The sequence below is a fragment of the Selenihalanaerobacter shriftii genome, from assembly GCF_900167185.1.
GTDB classification, from domain to species: domain Bacteria; phylum Bacillota; class Halanaerobiia; order Halobacteroidales; family Acetohalobiaceae; genus Selenihalanaerobacter; species Selenihalanaerobacter shriftii.
Genome location: NZ_FUWM01000003.1, coordinates 153,041 through 171,981, shown reverse-complemented (window position 1 = coordinate 171,981; position 18,941 = coordinate 153,041). Strand labels below are relative to the sequence as shown.

Below are 18,941 nucleotides of genomic sequence, written 5' to 3'. Positions count from 1 at the left end.
GTATTAAATAATTAATTAAATATATGAATAAAGGAGAGGAATTATTATGGAAAAAACATTTTTTATGATTAAACCAGATGGAGTAAAAAGAAATTTAGTAGGAGATGTAGTATCTAGAGTTGAAAAGAGAGGTTTAACTATTAAAGCAATGAAGATGCTTCAAATATCTGATGAGTTGGCTAAAAAGCATTATGCTGAACATGTAGACAAGCCTTTCTTTAGTGATTTAGAAGAATTTATTACTTCAGGACCAGTAGTAGCTATGGTAGTAGAAGGACCAAAAGCAATTAAAACAGTTAGAAATATGATGGGAGCTACAGATCCATTTGAAGCTAAGCCAGGAACTATTAGAGGAGATTATGCGTTAATTATTGATGAAAATGTAGTTCATGGTTCTGATTCTGCTGAGAGTGCAGAGAGAGAAATTAATTTATTCTTTAACGAAGATGAGATTGTTTAAGTCTAAATTACTAGAAGGAGTAATTATTTATGAATAAGTTAAAGAAGATAATTAGTATTAAAATTTTAATACTAACATTAGTTTTTACATTGGTATTTCCTTATTTATCGATGATAGTACCAATTATAGATACTCCTAATGCTTATGCTTCAAGTGTTAATATTGATATTAATGAAGATGATGCTGCCAAAGGATTAGCATTAGTTTTAGCACTTACTTTAATTTCTAATTATTTTGATGACAAGGCTAATGCGAATAATGGTATTGATAATATAGAAGATAATGATTTGCGATTATTAGCTAGATTAATTCATGCTGAATCTCGTGGTGAACCTTATAAAGGTCAAATAGCAGTTGGAGCTGTTGTTTTAAATAGAGTAAAAAGTGAGCAGTTTCCAAATAGTATTAGAGGGGTAGTTTATCAAGATGGACAATTTACTCCTGTAGAGAATGGACAGATTAATCTAGCACCTAATCAGACCTCAGTTAAAGCAGCTAGAGCTGTTTTAAAAGGTAAAGATCCATCTTTAGGTGCTTTATATTTTTATAATCCTAAAAAAGCTCGTACATTATGGTGGCTATCTACTAGAGATACTACAATAGAGATAGGCAATCATGTATTTGCTAAATAGACTTAATATAAATCCTAACATCTAATTAGATGTTAGGATTTATTATTAGTTTTTTTATATAAAGTAGTTGACAGACTATAAAAATTATGTTATATTTTAATAAGTTAATACTTTACTGTATTAAAACAATAAAGAGGTGAGTGGTATGGAAAAAGAGTTAGACTTTACTAAGACGCAAACACCTAATGGAACTAAAGATTATTTGCCTTTAGAAGCTAAGAAAAAGAGATATTTAGAAAATGAGATTAATGATATCTTTACTAGATGGGGTTATGAAGAGGTTGTAACTCCCACCTTTGAATTCTTTTCTGCTTTATCAGTAGGCACAGGAGTAGGTCTACAACATAAGATGTATAAATTTTTTGATCGTAATGGACATATTCTGGCTTTAAGACCAGAGATGACTGCTCCTATTGCTAGATTAGTGGCTAATAGATTAGATGATGAGTTGAAACCGTTACGATTATCTTATCAAGCTAATGTATTTAGATATGAGCCACCTCAGGCTGGAAGACAACGAGAATTTTATCAAGCTGGAATTGAATTGATTGGAGCTAAAGACCCATTAGCAGATGCTGAAATTATAGCAGTAGCGGTTGAAATATTGAAAGCAGTAGGTTTAAAGAAATTTTCTATTGATATTGGACAGATTGATTACTTTGTAGGACTTATGGAGGAAATGAATTTAGATCCTCAAACTAAAGTTAAATTAAGGAAAGCATTATCTCAAAAAGATTTTGTAGCATTAAAGGAATTAGTCGAAGAAAATTTAAGTAATGGTCATAAAGAAGCAATATTTACTTTACCTGAATTAAGAGGAGGTAGAGAAATCTTAGATAAGGCAGAAAAACTAGTTAATAACAAAAAATCTAAAGTAGCTTTAGATAATTTGAGAAGTATCTATCAAAATCTAGAGTCTTTAGGTGTAGCAGATTGTGTTAACTTAGATTTAAATATAATTCGAGGTTTCGATTATTATACTGGAATGGTTTTTGAAGGTTATAATCAGGATTTAGGTTTTACTATTTGTGGTGGTGGTAGATATGATAACTTATTAGAGCAGTTTGGCACTGAAAGCCCAGCTACTGGTTTTGCAGTAGGGATAGATAGATTGTTACTGTCTTTGGAGAATCAAGGGGTTGAGCTCGCTATTGAGGAGGAACCACTCTTTTTGATATATGATAAAGCTAAAAAAGGTGAAGCCATTGAACTGGCCAAAAAGTTAAGAGTAGATAATCAAGAGGTAGTATTAGAGATTATAGATAGAAATATTAATGAAAGTATAAATTATGCTTTAAATAATAATTTAGACCAAATAATTTATCTAGGAGAAGAGAAGAATGTGGCAGATAGAGAATATCAAATTGAGAACTTATTGGGAATTGAAATAATTAAAATAATAGAATAGGAGGTTTAAATTATGACTCCATTAAGGATTGCATTACCTAAAGGCCGGCTTTTTAATCCGGTAGTAAAATTATTACAAAGAGCAGGAGTAGTGCAAAAGGATTTAGATGATGATTCCAGAAAATTAATACTAACTAGTCAGGATAAAAGATTTAAATTTATTCTATCTAAGGCAGTAGATGTGCCTACATATGTAGAATATGGTGCTGCTGATATTGGAGTTGCTGGTAAGGATGTTTTGTTGGAGGCTAGGAAGAAAGTCTGTGAAGTAGTTGATTTGGGTCTAGGAGCTTGTCGTTTAGTAGTAGCTGTCCCTAAAGAATCAGGAATAACTACTCTAGAGGAATTACCGGCAACTGGGAGAGTAGCTACTAAATACCCAAAGACAGCAGAGAAGTTCTTTAATCAACATGGAATTCAAGTGGAAACTGTTAAATTAAATGGTTCTATTGAGTTAGCACCGGCAGTAGATTTAGCAGAAATGATTGTAGATATTACTTCTACAGGAACTACTCTTAGAGAGAATAATATGATTGAGATTGCTGAAGTAGCAAGATCATCTGCAAGACTAATCGTTAATAAGGTAAGTTATAAGACTCGCTTTGATGAAGTACAAGAGATTATTAAGGGTTTAGAAAGGGGTTTAGGTAATTAAAATGATTAAATTAATTAATGCGAATGAAGTTGGAATAGAAGCAGAATTAGAGAAGGTTTTAAATCGTTCTTCTCTTGATGAACCAGAAAAATTAAATGTAGTACAAGAAATATTAGATAATATTCAGATAAATGGTGATGAGGCAGTATTAGAATATACAGCTAAGTTTGATGAAGCTAAATTAAATGCAGAAGAACAGTTAGTGTCACAAGCAGAGATAGAGGAAGCTTATTTAGAAGTTGATGATGAATTTTTATCTGCTTTGGAAACGGCTATTGAGAATATAAAAGATTTTCACCAACGACAGATGCGGGAAAGTTGGATGAATGTTGATGATGATGGAGTAGTATTAGGCCAAGTCTTTAGACCATTAGAGAAAGTAGGTTTATATGTGCCAGGAGGGACGGCTGCTTATCCTTCATCGGTTTTAATGAATGGAGTCCCAGCAAAAGTAGCTGAAGTAGAAGAGGTAGTAATGGTTTCTCCACCAAGTGAATTAGGTAAGATGAATCCTTATACCTTAGTAGCAGCTGATAAGGTAGGGGTAGATAAAATTTATAAAGTAGGTGGAGCTCAAGCAATAGCAGCTTTAAGTTTTGGGACAGAAGTAATACCTAAGGTAGATAAAATAGTTGGTCCTGGCAATATTTATGTTACTTTAGCTAAAAAATTAGCTTATGGTTATGTTGATATCGATATGTTAGCTGGACCTAGTGAGGTTTTAGTTTTAGCAGACGAAACAGCTATACCACGTCATGTAGCAGCTGATTTATTATCACAAGCAGAGCATGATCCAATGGCTTCAGCTATTTTAGTGACTGATTCAAAAGAATTAGCTACAGATGTACAAGAAGAATTAGAGAAACAATTAAAAGAATTATCAAGAGAAGAAATAGCAGCTCAAGCTATTGAAGACTACGGAGCAATTATATTAACTGATAGTTTGGATCAATCTATAGAAGTCACTAATCGATTTGCTGCTGAGCACTTAGAAGTTGCAGTAGAGAAACCGTTTGAAGTTTTAGGTAAGATTAAGAATGCTGGTGCTATCTTCTTAGGTCATTATTCTGCAGAACCACTTGGGGATTATATTGCTGGACCTAATCATGTTTTGCCAACTGGAGGATCAGCCCGTTTTTATTCACCATTAAATATAGATGATTTTGTTAAAAAATCTAGTATCATTTCATATTCTAAGGCTGGATTGGAGAAGGTTAAGGATAAGGCAATCAAATTAGCTGAGGTAGAAGGTTTAGATGCTCATGCTAATTCAGTTCGAGTTAGATTTGAAGATTAAAGTCTGGAAAGGGAGATTAGAATGAGAAGAGCAGAGGTTGTAAGAAAGACTTCAGAGACTGAAATTGAAATAATGCTTAACCTAGATGGGCAAGGTAGTCGAGAAATTGATACAGGGGTTTCATTTTTAGACCATATGTTAGATTTGTTTGCTAAACATGGATTATTCGATTTAGAATTAAAGGCTAAAGGTGATTTAGAAATAGATGCTCATCATACTGTTGAAGATATTGGAATCTGTTTAGGTAAGGTTATTGATAAGGCAGTTGGCGATAAAGCAGGTATAAACAGATATGGTACAGAACATGTTCCAATGGATGAAGCTTTAGTTTTGGCTTCGTTAGATTTAAGTGGTAGATCATATTTGGCTTATGATTTAGAACTTTTTAAAGCGAAAGTAGGAGATTTTGATACAGAGCTAGTATTAGAATTTATGAGGGCCTTGACTGTAAATGGTAGAGTTACTCTACATTTACGTCAATTGGCAGGAGAGAATACTCATCATATTATTGAAGCTGCATTTAAAGCATTAGGTAGAGCTTTAAGAAGGGCAGTAGAGCAAGATGAAAGAATTACAGGAGTTATGTCTACTAAAGGAAAACTTTAATAGATAACAGATAACGAGGTGAGTTTATGATTAAAATTATAGATTACGGTATGGGAAATTTACGTAGTGTTCAGAAAGGATTTGAGAAAGTAGGCTTTACAGCTCAGATTACTTCTGATCCTGAAGAAATATTAAAAGCAGATGGTGTAGTATTGCCAGGAGTAGGAGCTTTTGGTGATGCTATGGAGAATCTAAAGTCTGCAGGATTGATTCAAGTAATTAAAGAAGTAGTTAAAAAGGAAATTCCTTTCTTAGGAATCTGTTTAGGTCTGCATTTGCTTTTTTCTACTAGTGAAGAGTGGGGAAAACAGGAAGGTTTAGATATTATTTCTGGACAGGTAGTTAAATTTCCAGATAATCTAGATAAAAAAATTCCTCATATGGGTTGGAATCAGCTGGAAATAAAGAAAGAAACTGATTTATTTAAAAATTTGGATACTGATTTCTTTCAATACTTTGTTCATTCTTATTATGTTATACCAGAGGATAAATCAGTGATTGCTACTACTACTGATTATGGAATTGAATTTGTGTCTAGTATCCAAAAGGATAATATATATGCTGTACAGTATCATCCGGAAAAGAGCAGTAAAGAAGGACTACAGATTTTACGTAATTTTGGGGAGTTGATATAATGGAGGTTATTCCAGCAATAGATATTCGTAATGGACAATGTGTAAGATTATATAAAGGGGATTTTGAAAAAGAGACAGTATATGGTGAACCTTTGGAGATGGCCAAATTGTGGGCTAGTAAAGGTGCTACTAGATTACATATTGTTGATTTAGATGGAGCTTTAGATGGTAAACCACAGAATTTAGAACTAATTTCAGAGATAATAAATGAAGTTAGTTTACCTGTTCAAGTAGGTGGTGGGATTAGAAATTTAGAAACAATTCAAAACTATTTAAACATCGGTGTGCAGCGAGTCATCATAGGAACAGCAGCTATAGAAAACCCCGATTTAGTAGTAACTGCTATAGAAAAGTTTGGTGCAGAAGCAATAGTGGTAGGGATTGATGCTAAAGATGGTTATGTAGCAACAGAAGGTTGGTTAGAGACTTCTAATACTACTATTATTGAACTAGGTCAAGCTATGAAAGCTAGAGGGATAGAATGGGTTGTCTTTACCGATATAAGTAAAGATGGTACGCTCAGTGGACTAAATATAGATAGTACTAAAAAATTAGCTGAGGAGACTGGATTAAATGTAATTGCTTCCGGTGGAGTATCTAAGTTAAAAGATATTAAAGAATTACAAAAGATAGAGGAGTCTGGAGTGAAAGGGGTCATTACTGGAAAGGCACTCTATAGTGAAAGTTTAGATTTAGAAGAAGCAATTGCGGTTATGGAGGTGTAGATTATGTTAGCTAAACGAATAATCCCTTGTCTTGATGTAGATAAAGGTCGGGTAGTGAAAGGAGTTAATTTTGTAGATATTAGAGATGCTGGAGATCCAGTAGAGTTAGCTTCCTTTTATGATAAAGCAGGCGCAGATGAATTAGTATTTTTAGATATTACAGCGTCGTCTGAAAAGAGAGAGACCATGATTGATGTGGTTCAGCGGACATCGGAAGAGGTTTTTATTCCTTTTACTATAGGTGGAGGGATTCGTACTATAGATGATATGCGGCAACTTTTAAAAGCGGGAGCGGATAAGATTTCAATTAATTCAGCTGCTGTTAAGGAACCAGATTTAATTGCAAAAGGAGCTAAGAGGTTTGGGAGTCAATGTATAGTAGTGGCAATCGATGCAAAGCGTAAAGAAGGTAGTTCAGATGATAATCCAGAATGGGAAGTATATATTCATGGAGGACGTAAGCCAACTGGATTAAATGCCCTAGAGTGGGCTAAAAAAGTTGAGGAACTAGGAGCTGGAGAAATTCTATTGACTAGTATGGATGGAGATGGGACGAAAGATGGTTATGATAATCAATTAAATTATGATATTTCTAGTAATTTAGATATTCCAGTTATTGCTTCGGGAGGTGCAGGGGGACCTAATGATATTCTAAAAGCTTTTACTGAAGGAGAAGCCGATGCAGCTTTAGCAGCTTCAATTTTTCATTTTGATGAATATTCAATTAAAGAAGTTAAAGAATATTTAAAAGAAGAGGGGGTAGTGGTAAGGTTATGAAGTATTTAGCAGACTTAGAATTTAATGAAGATGGTTTGCTTCCAGCTATTGTTCAAGATGTTGATAATGATCAAGTCTTAATGATGGCGTATATGAATGAGGAGGCGTTAAATAAGACTATTACAACTGGATATACTTGGTTTTGGAGTAGGAGTCGTCAAAAATTATGGAAAAAAGGTGAGACTTCAGGACATCATCAACAAGTTGAGGAGATCTCTACTGATTGTGATGGAGATACTTTATTAATTAAAGCAAAACAGACTGGTGGTGCTTGTCATAATGGCTATTACTCTTGTTTTTATCGCAGTTTAAATGATGAAGCAGAATTTGAGGTTATTGATGAGAAAGTATTTAAACCTGAACAAGTATATGAAAATCAAGACGAAACAGAGGCGGTAGAAAAGAACGAATTAGTAGATCAAGGCAAGTTACCTCAAATTTTACAAGAAATTTATCAAGTAGTTTTAGACCGTAAGCAGAATCCAGTTGAAGATTCATATACTTGTTATCTATTTGATGAAGGATTAGACAAAATTTTAAAGAAGATTGGAGAAGAAGCAGCTGAAGTAATTATTGCTTCTAAAAATGAAGAAACTGATGAGATTATTTATGAAATATCAGACTTAGTATACCATTTATTAGTATTATTGAATTATCATCAAATTAGTTTAAATCAAATTTATGATGAATTGGCAGATAGATTTGGAAGGTAAACAAATATAGTTCTATTTATTAGATAAAAGGTAGCCTTAATATTAAGGTTACCTTTTTAATTTTCTTTTCTTGCATTAATTAATAAAGAATGTTATATTAATAAATAGCTGTATTAATTTATACTTATAAATTAATTTAATTACTAAAATGACTCATAATTTATTAAAAAATGGGATATTTTATTATTAAAGAGGAATATTAGGCGTTATCTAGAAATATTACTTCAGGACTAGTTGTGATTTATAAAAGAGGTGAATAATACAGATGATTAGAAGTATGACCGGTTATGGTCGAGGTCAATTAGAAATTGATGGGGATAGTGTTATAGTTGAATTAAAATCTGTTAACCATAAGTATCGTAAGCTCTATTTACATATTTCAGATGAACTATCAGCATTAGAGCCTAAAATTAATGGGCTTTTAAAAGAAGGAATAGGTCGTGGCAGAGTAAATTACTCTTTAAAGATCAAAAGTAAAGAAGAGCAAGGAGTAAAAGTAAAAGTTAATAAAGGAATTGCTAAAGAATATATAGATTCCTTACAGAATTTACAGAATGAATTTAATTTAGCAGGAGAATTAGAGGTTGGATTATTATTGCAGTTTTCTGATATATTAGAAGTGGAAGAGGTGGACAAGGATATAGAAGAAATATGGCCTAAAGTTAAAAGAGTGACACAAGAGGCCTTAAATAAGTTGACAGAAATGAAAAGTAGAGAAGGAGAAGAACTTTTTACTGACTTTATACATAGATTAGAAATGATTAAGGAGTTAGTTAATAAAATAGAAGATAGAATTCCTAAGATGGTTACTGAGCACAAAGCTAAATTGCAAGATAGAATTAATGAATTATTGAATAATATTGATGTTGGGATTGAAGAAGAACGATTGACCACTGAGGTAGCTATAATTGCTGATAAAAGTAACGTTACAGAAGAGATAGTAAGGATTAAGAGTCATTTAGAGCAATTTAGGGAAACATTAGATTTAGATATTGAAAAACCAGTAGGCAGAAAGTTGGATTTTATTGCTCAAGAGATGCATAGAGAGATTAATACAATTGGTTCTAAAATAAGTGATTCTGAAGTTAGTAGTTATATTATTGATTTAAAGAGTGAAGTGGATAAAATAAGAGAACAAGTACAAAATATAGAATAATTAAATATATAATTTAGTTTTAATTATAGAAGGAGGAATTTAGATATGAAAGTTGAATTAATTAATATTGGTTTTGGTAATATTGTAGCTGCTAATCGAATTATTGCTATTGTTAGCCCAGAATCTGCTCCTATTAAAAGGATAATTCAAGAAGCTAGGGATAGAGGAATGTTAGTTGATGCTACATATGGCAGAAGAACTAGAGCAGTTGTAATTACAGATAGTGACCATATCATTTTATCTGCTGTTCAACCAGAAACTGTATCACAACGTTTAGGTGATGAATAAAGTTAGTAGGAGGAGCGAATTATAAATGGCTAGGAAAGGAAAATTATTAATATTATCAGGTCCCTCAGCAGTAGGTAAAGGGACTGTAATTGATGCGTTGATGGGTAAGTATCAGGATATAGCCTATTCCATTTCTGTAACTACTCGTCAGCCACGTCCTGGAGAAAGGGACGGAATAGATTATTTCTTTGTTTCAAAAGAGAAGTTTAGCGAAATGATAGAAAATAATGAATTAATAGAATGGGCTAAAGTACATGGTAATTATTATGGTACACCAAAGAGTTATGTAGAAGAAACTTTAAATACAGAACAAGATGTGATTTTAGAGATAGATATTCAAGGCGCAGCTCAAGTTAAAGAAAAATATGAGTATGGAGTATTTGTTTTTTTAGCTCCACCATCTTTAAAGGAGTTGGAGTCTAGAATTTATAAAAGAGGCACAGATAGTCAAGAATCAATTGAGGTTAGAATGGAAAATGCTAGTAAGGAAATGAAAAAGGTAGAGGATTATGATTATATTATTGTTAATGATGAAATAGAAAAAGCTGTTAAGAAGTTAAAAGCTATTATTATTGCTGAAAGATGTAAAGTAGATTAATTATTTTTAAGGAGGATGATATAGAATGTTAGCTTATCCACCAGTGGATAAATTATTAGAAAAGACTAATGATGAGTATACTTTAGTTATTCAGGCGGCTAAAAGAGGTCGACAATTAAATTCTGATGATGAAGAACCAGTAATAGAGTGTAAAGCTAGTAAGCCGGTTTCACATGCTTTAGAGGAAATTTTAGCAGATAGATTAAAGTATATACCTGTCGACGACGAAGAAAAGTAATAAATCAATAATATGAAGAGTGATAATATGTTAAAAACAAGATTAGAAAATAAAAATATTGTATTAGGAGTTACCGGAGGGATTGCTGCTTATAAGTCTTTAGAGGTGGTAAGTAGACTAAAGAAGTTAGGAGCAGAGGTAGATGTAATTATGACTAAGTCGGCTACAGAATTTGTTCAGCCACTTAGTTTTCGTTCTTTAAGCCATAATCCAGTAATAGTTGATATGTTTGCAGAACCTAAAGAGTGGGATGTTAAGCATATAGCCTTAGCACAAAAGGCAGATATATTTGTAATTGCACCGGCTACAGCCAATATTATTGGTAAGATAGCCAATGGTATTGCAGATGATATGTTATCCACCACTGTAATGGCAACTACTGCACCGGTAGTTTTAGCTCCAGCAATGAATGAGAATATGTATAATAACCATATAGTTCAAGATAATTTAGAAGAATTGTCTAAGCTAGGATATCAAATCATTGAAGCAGCTTCTGGTTATTTAGCTTGTGGAGTAGAAGGAAAAGGTAGGTTGCCAGAACCAAAAGAGATAGTAACTTATTTAGCTAAACAGATAAGATTAGAGGAGGATCTGGCTGATAAGAAAATTTTAGTAACAGCTGGTGGTACTCAAGAGCCCTTAGATCCAGTACGATATATAGGAAATTATTCTACAGGTAAGATGGGATATAAAATTGCTAGTGAAGCTGCTAAACGAGGTGCAGAAGTAACTTTAGTTACAGCACCTACTTCATTGGATGCTCCTCAAAATGTTGAAATAATTAAGGTTCAGACGGCTCAAGAGATGTATCAAGCAGTTATGAAAGAAGAAGATAGTCAAGATGTGATTATTAAAGCAGCAGCTGTAGCTGATTATCGTCCAGAGGTTAGAGAAAGTAATAAGATTAAGAAGAGTGACTCTAATTTAACTCTAAAATTAGAGAGGAATCCAGATATTTTAGCAGAATTAGGAAAGGTTAAAGGAGATAAGGTTTTAGTAGGATTTGCAGCAGAATCTGAAAAATTAAAAGCTAATGCTAAAGAGAAATTAATAAAGAAAAATATAGATTTAATTGTAGCTAATGATATTACTGCTAAAGATGCAGGGTTTGCTTCTGACACTAATCAAGTAATAATAATTAGTGAAGATGAAGAGGTAGAGTTACCTAATTTATCTAAAAGAGAAGTAGCTACTAGATTATTAGATAAAGTTAATCAGTATTTAAAAGGGGAGTGAACAGGATGGATATTGAAGTAGAAAGTTTTCAGTTAGATCATACCAAAGTTGAGGCTCCTTATGTGCGTAAAGCTGGTAGAATAGAGACTCCTAAAGGAGATATTATTCAAAAGTATGATTTGAGATTAAGACAGCCTAATGAAGATGCTATTTCTACAGCACCAATGCATACTTTAGAACATCTATTAGCTGGATATATGCGAGAGAAGATAGATAACATTGTTGATATTTCTCCAATGGGATGTAGAACAGGTTTTTATTTAATAGTAGTAGGTGAGCCTACAGTAGAAAAGGTTGAGAATACATTAACGGATTCTTTAACTCAAATTTTAGAAACTGAAGAAGTTCCAGCTACTACTGCTAAAGAATGTGGTAATTATCGAGATCATTCATTATTTGGTGCTAAAGAATATGCTAGTGATGTTTTAAAAAAGTTTAAATAATAAGTGATTAATTGCAATTGACTTTTAACAAAAATTAAGTTATAATTTATAGTGTAGGAAGTTAAATGATTTACAGGTAGACTAGTAGATGAAGGTAAGTTTTAGTAGGTATGTAGAGTTTGTAGAACTTGTAGGTGAGTTAGTAGTTGTTTAATAAAAAGGGTAGAATGGTTATTACAGTGGGAGATAACTTATGTGTGCTAGTATCTATACTTTTGTATAGGAAATTTGCAGCATATATAGGTAATTTATGCATATTAAAGCACTCCGACTAGGAGTGCTTTTTTTATTTTAAAAATATTTTAAAAGAGGTGAAGAGTAGATGAGAAATTTAGTTAGGAACCGATTGACTTTTGTAGTTTTGATTTTGACATTAGCTTTAGTTATAACAGGTTGTGGTCAACAGAGTAAAGATACAGAAACAAGTAATGATAAATTAAAGATTGGAATTATACAGATAGTAGAACATCCAGCTTTGGATGCAGCTAGAAAAGGTTTTATTGATTCCTTGACAAAACAAGGCTATAAAGAAGGAGAAGATGTGGTTTATGATTATCAGAATGCCCAAGGAGATATGTCTACAGCTCAAACTATCGCCAAGCAGTTCAAGAATAATCAGGTAGATATGATTTTGGCTATTGCTACTCCAACAGCGCAAGCAGCAGCTAATGTTACTTCAGACATTCCGATTCTAATTACAGCGGTAACAGATCCTAAAGCTGCTGGTTTAGTTAAGAATTTAAAGAGGCCAGGGACTAATGTAACAGGAACTAGTGACTTAACACCGGTTCGCAAACAGTTACAATTACTAAAGAAGATTAAACCTAATATTCAAAATATAGGAATTATATATAATGCTGGAGAAACTAACTCAGTGGTTCAGGCTAAAATAGCTGAAAAAGCAGCTAAAGATTTAGGTTTAAATTTAGAAAATGGTACAGTTAGTACTACTAGTGATGTATTACAGGCTACTCAGACATTAATAGGGAAAGTAGATGCATTTTATGTTCCTACAGATAATACAGTTGCTTCTGCTATAGAAGCTGTAGTAAAAGTAGCAAGTGAAGAGGATTTACCTTTGGTTGTCGGAGAAGAAGGCATGGTTGAGCGTGGAGCTTTAGCAACTATAGGGATTAATTATTATAAGTTAGGAAAGCAGACTGGTGAGATGGCAGTTAAAGTAATTAAAGGAGCAGATCCAGCGCAGATGCCGATTGAGTACTTAAAGACGACTGAGTTAATTATTAATAAAGATGCAGCCGAAAAGATGAATGTATCTATTCCCCAGGAAATTTTAGATAACGCAAAAGAAGTCTTAAATAATAAATAATTAAATTAAGTGCAGATTGGAGTGTTAGGTTATGCTATTGAGTGTAGCATTAGGATCAATAGAACAAGGGCTAGTTTATGGTGTTATGGCTTTAGGAGTCTATTTAACATTTAGGATTTTAGATTTTCCGGATTTAACGGTAGATGGGAGTTTCCCCTTAGGAGCTGCCATTACTGCTAAGCTAATTATTGACGGAGTAGATCCAATAGTTGCTACATTAGCAGCAGTCTTATTTGGAGCATTAGCTGGAAGTATTACTGGTTTTTTGAATACAAAATTAAAGATTACTGGGCTTTTATCAGGAATTTTAACTATGACTGCTTTATATTCGATTAATTTACGAATTATGGGTAGAGCTAATATTCCATTACTTAATCAGGAGACCATCCTAACTAAATTAGATGCAATAAGCTTAAATGGAGAATGGCAAGCAGGAATATTCTTTTTAGTCATAGTTTTAGTTATAAAGTTTATGGTTGATTGGTTCTTGCATACAGAATTAGGTTTAGCTTTGAGAGCAACCGGAGATAATCCACAAATGATTCGAAGTATGGGAGTAAATACGGATTCAATGACCATTTTAGGATTAGCATTATCTAATGGTTTAGTAGCCTTATCTGGTTCCTTAGTAGCTCAATATCAAGGTTTTGCTGATGTTGGAATGGGAATTGGAATGATTATTATAGGCTTAGCTTCTGTGATTATTGGAGAAGTAATTTTTAGCAGTCGAAGAATTATTTTAGCTACTATAAGTGTTATTGGTGGTTCATTGCTATATCGTTTAGCAATTACTACAGCATTAAGATTAGGTTTTGCACCTACAGATTTGAAAATTGTTACGGCTGTTTTAGTAATTACTGCTTTATCAGCTCCAACTATAAAAGAAGATTTTAAACTTAATTTTTTATCGAAAGGTACATCATGATTTTAGGAGGTGAGCTGAAATTTTAAAAGTAAACGGGATTCGTAAAATTTTTAATCGTGGTACGGTTAACGAAAATGTGGCTTTAAAAGGTGTAGATTTAGAATTAAGAACCGGTGATTTTGTAACTATTATCGGTAGTAATGGTGCAGGAAAGTCTACCCTTTTAAATTCGATTGCAGGTAGCTTTAGAATAGATGCAGGAAATATTCAAGTAGATGATAAAGATGTAACAAATATGCCAGATTATAAGAGAGCTGGTTTAATAGGTCGTGTCTTTCAAGACCCTTTACAAGGTACTGCAGCGACTATGTCTATTGAAGAGAATTTAGCTATGGCAGCAGCTAGAGGCAAAAAGCGCGGATTGGGGATCGGAGTAAATAAAGAAAGAAGAGACGAGTTTAAAGAATATTTGAGTCTATTAGGATTAGGTCTTGAGGATAGATTGACAGATAAGGTTGGATTATTATCTGGAGGGCAGCGTCAATCTTTAACTTTATTAATGGCTACTATTGCTAAACCAAAGGTTTTATTATTAGATGAACATACAGCTGCTTTAGATCCTAAGACTGCTCAACAAGTAATTGATTTGACTAAAAGTATAGTAGTTAAGCATAGTTTAACTGTATTAATGGTAACTCATGATTTAAATCAAGCATTAAATTTAGGTAATAGAACTATTATGATGGATAATGGGGAAATAGTATTGGATATTAAGAATCCAGAAAGAAAACATTTAACAGTAGATGATTTATTAGATAAATTTGCTCAAGCTAAAGGTGAGGAATTGATGAATGATCGAATTTTATTAGCACAATAATTTTATAAATGAAAGGAATTAAGGGGAGACTAATAGAGTCTCTCTTCTTTATTAGAAGAAAGCAAAGGTTAATTTAACAAGATATTAATTGACAACTAATATTGGATATGTTAACATAATATTGTATTTTAAAATGAATATTTAGTAACATCAAGAGTGGTGGAGGGACAGGCCCTAGGAAACCCGGCAACCAGCGCAGCAGTGCATGGTGCTAATTCCTGCAAGAGTATCTTGAGAGATGTAGTAATGTTTTTTAAATATCTCTCCAATAAGGAGAGAATTTTTTATTTATAATGAATCCATTTAAATTAAGAGGTGATATAATGTCCAATAATCATTATTTATTTACATCAGAATCAGTAACTGAGGGACATCCTGATAAAGTTGCTGATCAAATTTCTGATGCAGTTTTAGATGCTATTTTTAGTCAAGATCCTCAGGCTCGAGTTGCTTGTGAGACATTAGTAACTACTGGTATGGTTTTGATTTCTGGAGAAATATCAACAGATTGTTATGTTGATATTCCCAAAGTTGCTCGTAAAAAAGTGAAGGAGATTGGTTATACTAATGCTAAGTATGGATTTGATGCGGGTACATGTGCTATTTTGACTTCTATTGATGAGCAGTCACCTGATATTGCTATGGGAGTAGATGAGGCTTTAGAAGCAAAAGAAGGGCTAGCTGAAGAAGAGGAGGAATTAGGAGCTGGAGATCAAGGGTTAATGTTTGGTTATGCTAGTAATGAAACTGAAGAATTAATGCCATTACCGATTACTCTAGCTCACAAACTAGCTAGAAAATTAGCAGAGGTAAGAAAAGAAGAAGTTTTGCCTTACTTACGTCCGGATGGAAAGACTCAGGTTACTATTGAGTATGAAGGAGACAAGCCAGTAAGAGTAGATACTGTGGTAGTCTCTACTCAACATAAAGCTGATGTCTCATTAGAACAGATTGAAAGGGATATTATTTCTAAGGTTGTTAAGCCGATTATCTCTAAAGATATGTTAGATAGTGAGACTAAATATTTAGTAAATCCAACCGGACGTTTCGTAATTGGTGGGCCTAAAGGAGATGTAGGCTTAACTGGAAGAAAGATTATTGTTGATACATATGGAGGAACAGCTCGTCATGGTGGTGGAGCGTTTTCTGGTAAGGATCCAACGAAGGTAGATAGATCAGCGGCTTATGCCTCTCGCTATGTAGCTAAAAATGTGGTAGCAGCTGGTTTAGCTGATAAATGTGAGGTGCAGTTGGCTTATGCTATTGGAGTTGCATCTCCAGTTTCTGTTATGGTAGATACATTTGGCACATCTAAAGTTGATGAGGAAGTTGTTGAAGATCTAATTCAAAAACATTTTGATTTACGTCCAGCTCAGATTATTAAAGAGTTAGAATTGAGACAACCTATATATCAAGATGTAGCTGCTTACGGTCATTTTGGACGTAATGATTTAGATTTGCCATGGGAAAGAACAGATAAAGCAGATATTTTAAAAAAAGAAGCAGGATTGTAGAAGATAATGAATAATGATTTAAATAGAAAAAAGTTTAGATTTTTATAACATAAAGCTAGGCACTTATTGTGTCTAGCTTTTTAACATATCAAATCAATAGATAAATGAGCTTTTGGATAAATATAACTAATGGTCTCTTTGCATCTTTTTAAAGGAATATTGGGTTAGGTCTTGAATAATAATAGTTGTAAGAATTAAGCAGTTTAGGAGAAGGTGGCAAAAAAAGATGGAGTGTAAGTATGCAAAAGTAGTTGTAGACTTACCGGTTAGTGAAGTAGATAAGCCTTTTACTTATGCGATTCCAGTGGAGTTAAGAAAAGAAATTGAGATTGGTTATGAAGTTAAAGTTCCATTTGGGAATCGAAGTTTAACCGGTTATGTAGTTGGATTAATGGATAAAATAGAGACTGATATAAAGAATATAAAAGAGATAATAAAGTTAACAAGTTATTTATCGCTTTTTAACGAAGAAATTTTGAAGTTAGCTGAGTGGATGGCAAATTATTATCAGTCCCATTTAATTACTGCTTTAAAATGTGTTATTCCTTCAGGACAAAGAAAGAAGAAAGAAAAGAGAATAGTTAAGCTGAAATATTCTTTGCCTAAAATGAAAGAGAAATTAGCGGAAATGAGTAGTAGGGCCTATAAACAGAAAGAAGTTTTGCAATATTTAATGGAAAATCAAGGGGGGCATTTAAGAACGAGTACTCTAGCTAAGGCAGTTAATACTACTTCCGGAACCATAAGACGTCTATATGAGAAGGGATTAATTAGATATGAAGAAGTAGACGTTAGAAGAAATCCTTATTCAGAAGTTGATTTTGATTCTACTAATCCTTTAACCTTAAATCAAGAACAACGAAAGGCTTTAAATAAAGCAGAAAAATTACTTAATCAATCTGAAGCTAGTACTATGTTATTAAAAGGTGTAACTGGAAGTGGAAAGACAGAAGTATATTTACAAGCAATATCTAAAGTATTAGATGAAGGAGAAGAAGCTATTGTATTAATTCCAGAAATTTCTTTAACTCCTCAGACGGTTGAGAGGTTTAAAGGAAGATTTGGAAGACAAGTTGCTATCTATCATAGTCGGCTTTCAAATGGAGAAAGATATGATGAATGGCTGAGAATGAAAAAGGGGAAAGCTAAAGTAGTAGTAGGAGCTAGGTCTGCTGTTTTTGCTCCTTTTAATAATTTAGGGTTAATAATTATTGATGAAGAACATGAAACTTCATATAAACAGAGTTCTCATCCTAAATATCAAACTAGAGATGTAGCTACTAAAAGGGCAGAATTAAATGAAGCAATGGTTATTCTAGGAACTGCAACGCCAGCATTAGAAACATATTATCGAGTTCAAGAAGGTGAGCACGAATTTGCTAATTTAAGTAAGCGAATAGATGATAAACCTTTACCTCCAGTTGAAGTAATAGATATGCGAGAAGAGTTAAAGGCTGATAATAGAAGCATGTTTAGTAAGCCATTAGCAACTGCTATTGAAGACAGGTTAGCTAAAAATGAACAAATAATACTATTTTTAAATAGACGAGGATTTTCAACATTTGTTCTCTGTCGAGAATGTGGTTTTGTATTAGAATGTCCTAATTGTGATGTTTCTCTAACATATCATGCTGATCAAGTATCATTGCGTTGTCATTATTGTGATCATCGGAAGAAAGTTCCTGATATATGTCCTCAATGTCAGAGTCGGTACATAAAATATTTTGGTGTAGGAACTCAGAAAGTAGAAGAGGCAGCAAAAGATGAATTTCCCACTGCTCGTATTTTACGCATGGATGTTGACACTACTACTCGGAAAGGTTCCCATCAAGCAATTATAGATGAATTTAAAAATCAAGATGCGGATATTCTATTGGGAACTCAGATGATTGCTAAAGGACATGATTTTGTTAATGTAACCTTAGTAGGAGTGATTACTGCGGATATCACTTTGAATTTTCCAGATTTTAGAGCTGCTGAGCATACATTTCAATTACTGACACAGGTGGCAGGTAGAACAGGAAGAGGAGAGGTTACAGGAGAAGTAATTATTCAGACATATAATTCTGATCATTACAGTATTCAATTGGCTAAAGAGCATAATTATGAAGCATTTTATGATTTAGAGATTAATTTTAGAGAAAAGTTAAATTATCCTCCTTTTTCTAATTTAATTAATCTAACTATTAAAGGTGAAGATGAAGTAGAAGTTGGTAGAATAGCTAATAAATTAGGGGCTATTTTAAATCAACAGGTTGAAGAAGAAGAGTTGAAAGCAGAAGTATGGGGACCAGTCCCGGCTCCTTTAGCTAAATTGAGAGGTAATTATAGGTGGCAAATTATTTTAAAAAGTGATAATCTTGATCAAATTAGAAGGTTAAATGAAAGTGGTCTAGAAATATTAGATAATAGTAATAATTTAGGAAGTGTGACGATTGCTGTTGATGTTGATCCTATAGAAATGTTATAATAATATAACAAAAAAATAT

At 33.0% G+C, this 18,941-nt stretch carries 21 protein-coding genes and 1 riboswitch; all 21 genes read left to right on the top strand.

The annotated features are described in order from the left end of the window. Nucleotides 1-46 precede the first annotated feature (46 nt). The 21 genes from ndk (at nucleotide 47) to priA (ending at nucleotide 18,922) form a co-directional block, all read left to right on the top strand. Entirely contained in the window at nucleotides 47-460 is a 414-nt protein-coding gene (gene ndk, locus B5D41_RS00805) for a nucleoside-diphosphate kinase (RefSeq protein ID WP_078808695.1), read from the top strand. 29 nt (nucleotides 461-489) lie between these two features. Beyond that, nucleotides 490-1,092 (top strand): cell wall hydrolase, encoded by a 603-nt coding sequence (locus B5D41_RS00800; protein ID WP_078808694.1) that lies wholly within the window; start codon nucleotides 490-492, stop codon nucleotides 1,090-1,092. 145 nt (nucleotides 1,093-1,237) lie between these two features. After that, entirely contained in the window at nucleotides 1,238-2,500 is a 1,263-nt protein-coding gene (gene hisZ / locus B5D41_RS00795) for an ATP phosphoribosyltransferase regulatory subunit (protein WP_143555625.1), read from the top strand. Between the two features lie 12 nt (nucleotides 2,501-2,512). After that, nucleotides 2,513-3,154, top strand: a complete 642-nt coding sequence (gene hisG, locus B5D41_RS13955; RefSeq protein WP_143555624.1) for an ATP phosphoribosyltransferase — start codon at nucleotides 2,513-2,515, stop codon at nucleotides 3,152-3,154. Nucleotide 3,155: 1 nt separating this feature from the next. Then, nucleotides 3,156-4,451: a histidinol dehydrogenase gene (gene hisD / locus B5D41_RS00790; protein WP_078808693.1), complete on the top strand. Its 1,296-nt coding sequence runs from the start codon at nucleotides 3,156-3,158 to the stop codon at nucleotides 4,449-4,451. Between the two features lie 21 nt (nucleotides 4,452-4,472). Further along, entirely contained in the window at nucleotides 4,473-5,057 is a 585-nt protein-coding gene (gene hisB / locus B5D41_RS00785; RefSeq protein WP_078808692.1) for an imidazoleglycerol-phosphate dehydratase HisB, read from the top strand. Nucleotides 5,058-5,083: 26 nt separating this feature from the next. Next, nucleotides 5,084-5,692 carry an imidazole glycerol phosphate synthase subunit HisH gene (gene hisH, locus B5D41_RS00780; RefSeq protein ID WP_078808691.1) on the top strand — a complete coding sequence of 203 codons (609 nt, stop codon included), beginning with the start codon at nucleotides 5,084-5,086 and terminating at the stop codon, nucleotides 5,690-5,692. Continuing rightward, nucleotides 5,692-6,417 carry a 1-(5-phosphoribosyl)-5-[(5-phosphoribosylamino)methylideneamino]imidazole-4-carboxamide isomerase gene (gene hisA / locus B5D41_RS00775; RefSeq protein WP_078808690.1) on the top strand — a complete coding sequence of 242 codons (726 nt, stop codon included), beginning with the start codon at nucleotides 5,692-5,694 and terminating at the stop codon, nucleotides 6,415-6,417. Before hisH ends, hisA begins: the two co-directional genes overlap by 1 nt. 3 nt (nucleotides 6,418-6,420) lie before the next feature. Continuing rightward, on the top strand, nucleotides 6,421-7,194 hold the full coding sequence (gene hisF, locus B5D41_RS00770) for an imidazole glycerol phosphate synthase subunit HisF (RefSeq protein WP_078808689.1): 774 nt from the start codon (nucleotides 6,421-6,423) through the stop codon (nucleotides 7,192-7,194). Further along, nucleotides 7,191-7,907 (top strand): bifunctional phosphoribosyl-AMP cyclohydrolase/phosphoribosyl-ATP diphosphatase HisIE, encoded by a 717-nt coding sequence (gene hisIE, locus B5D41_RS00765; RefSeq protein WP_078808688.1) that lies wholly within the window; start codon nucleotides 7,191-7,193, stop codon nucleotides 7,905-7,907. The genes hisF and hisIE overlap by 4 nt, the downstream gene beginning before the upstream one ends. Nucleotides 7,908-8,172: 265 nt before the next feature. Further along, nucleotides 8,173-9,063 (top strand): YicC/YloC family endoribonuclease, encoded by an 891-nt coding sequence (locus B5D41_RS00760; protein ID WP_078808687.1) that lies wholly within the window; start codon nucleotides 8,173-8,175, stop codon nucleotides 9,061-9,063. A gap of 45 nt (nucleotides 9,064-9,108) precedes the next feature. Continuing rightward, a complete protein-coding gene (gene remA, locus B5D41_RS00755) occupies nucleotides 9,109-9,351 on the top strand; it encodes an extracellular matrix/biofilm regulator RemA (RefSeq protein ID WP_078808686.1) in 243 nt (80 codons plus the stop codon). Nucleotides 9,352-9,376: 25 nt separating this feature from the next. Continuing rightward, nucleotides 9,377-9,949, top strand: coding sequence for a guanylate kinase (gmk, locus tag B5D41_RS00750; protein WP_078808685.1), 573 nt, complete (start codon nucleotides 9,377-9,379; stop codon nucleotides 9,947-9,949). 25 nt (nucleotides 9,950-9,974) lie between these two features. After that, nucleotides 9,975-10,187 (top strand): DNA-directed RNA polymerase subunit omega, encoded by a 213-nt coding sequence (rpoZ, locus tag B5D41_RS00745; RefSeq protein ID WP_078808684.1) that lies wholly within the window; start codon nucleotides 9,975-9,977, stop codon nucleotides 10,185-10,187. 27 nt (nucleotides 10,188-10,214) lie between these two features. After that, a complete protein-coding gene (gene coaBC, locus B5D41_RS00740; RefSeq protein ID WP_143555623.1) occupies nucleotides 10,215-11,423 on the top strand; it encodes a bifunctional phosphopantothenoylcysteine decarboxylase/phosphopantothenate--cysteine ligase CoaBC in 1,209 nt (402 codons plus the stop codon). A 5-nt stretch (nucleotides 11,424-11,428) separates the two neighbouring features. After that, nucleotides 11,429-11,866: an S-ribosylhomocysteine lyase gene (locus tag B5D41_RS00735; RefSeq protein WP_078808682.1), complete on the top strand. Its 438-nt coding sequence runs from the start codon at nucleotides 11,429-11,431 to the stop codon at nucleotides 11,864-11,866. Nucleotides 11,867-12,188: 322 nt separating this feature from the next. Next, the gene (locus B5D41_RS00730) at nucleotides 12,189-13,196 is read left to right on the top strand and encodes an ABC transporter substrate-binding protein (protein ID WP_078808681.1); all 1,008 of its coding nucleotides are present in this window, start codon (nucleotides 12,189-12,191) and stop codon (nucleotides 13,194-13,196) included. A gap of 31 nt (nucleotides 13,197-13,227) precedes the next feature. Continuing rightward, nucleotides 13,228-14,121: an ABC transporter permease gene (locus B5D41_RS00725; RefSeq protein WP_078808680.1), complete on the top strand. Its 894-nt coding sequence runs from the start codon at nucleotides 13,228-13,230 to the stop codon at nucleotides 14,119-14,121. 19 nt (nucleotides 14,122-14,140) lie between these two features. Next, a complete protein-coding gene (locus B5D41_RS00720) occupies nucleotides 14,141-14,938 on the top strand; it encodes an ABC transporter ATP-binding protein (RefSeq protein WP_078808679.1) in 798 nt (265 codons plus the stop codon). 144 nt (nucleotides 14,939-15,082) lie between these two features. Further along, nucleotides 15,083-15,183, top strand: a riboswitch (SAM riboswitch). Between the two features lie 78 nt (nucleotides 15,184-15,261). Then, nucleotides 15,262-16,452: a methionine adenosyltransferase gene (metK, locus tag B5D41_RS00715; RefSeq protein ID WP_078808809.1), complete on the top strand. Its 1,191-nt coding sequence runs from the start codon at nucleotides 15,262-15,264 to the stop codon at nucleotides 16,450-16,452. Between the two features lie 226 nt (nucleotides 16,453-16,678). Next, nucleotides 16,679-18,922, top strand: a complete 2,244-nt coding sequence (priA, locus tag B5D41_RS00710; RefSeq protein WP_078808678.1) for a primosomal protein N' — start codon at nucleotides 16,679-16,681, stop codon at nucleotides 18,920-18,922. Nucleotides 18,923-18,941 lie beyond the last annotated feature (19 nt).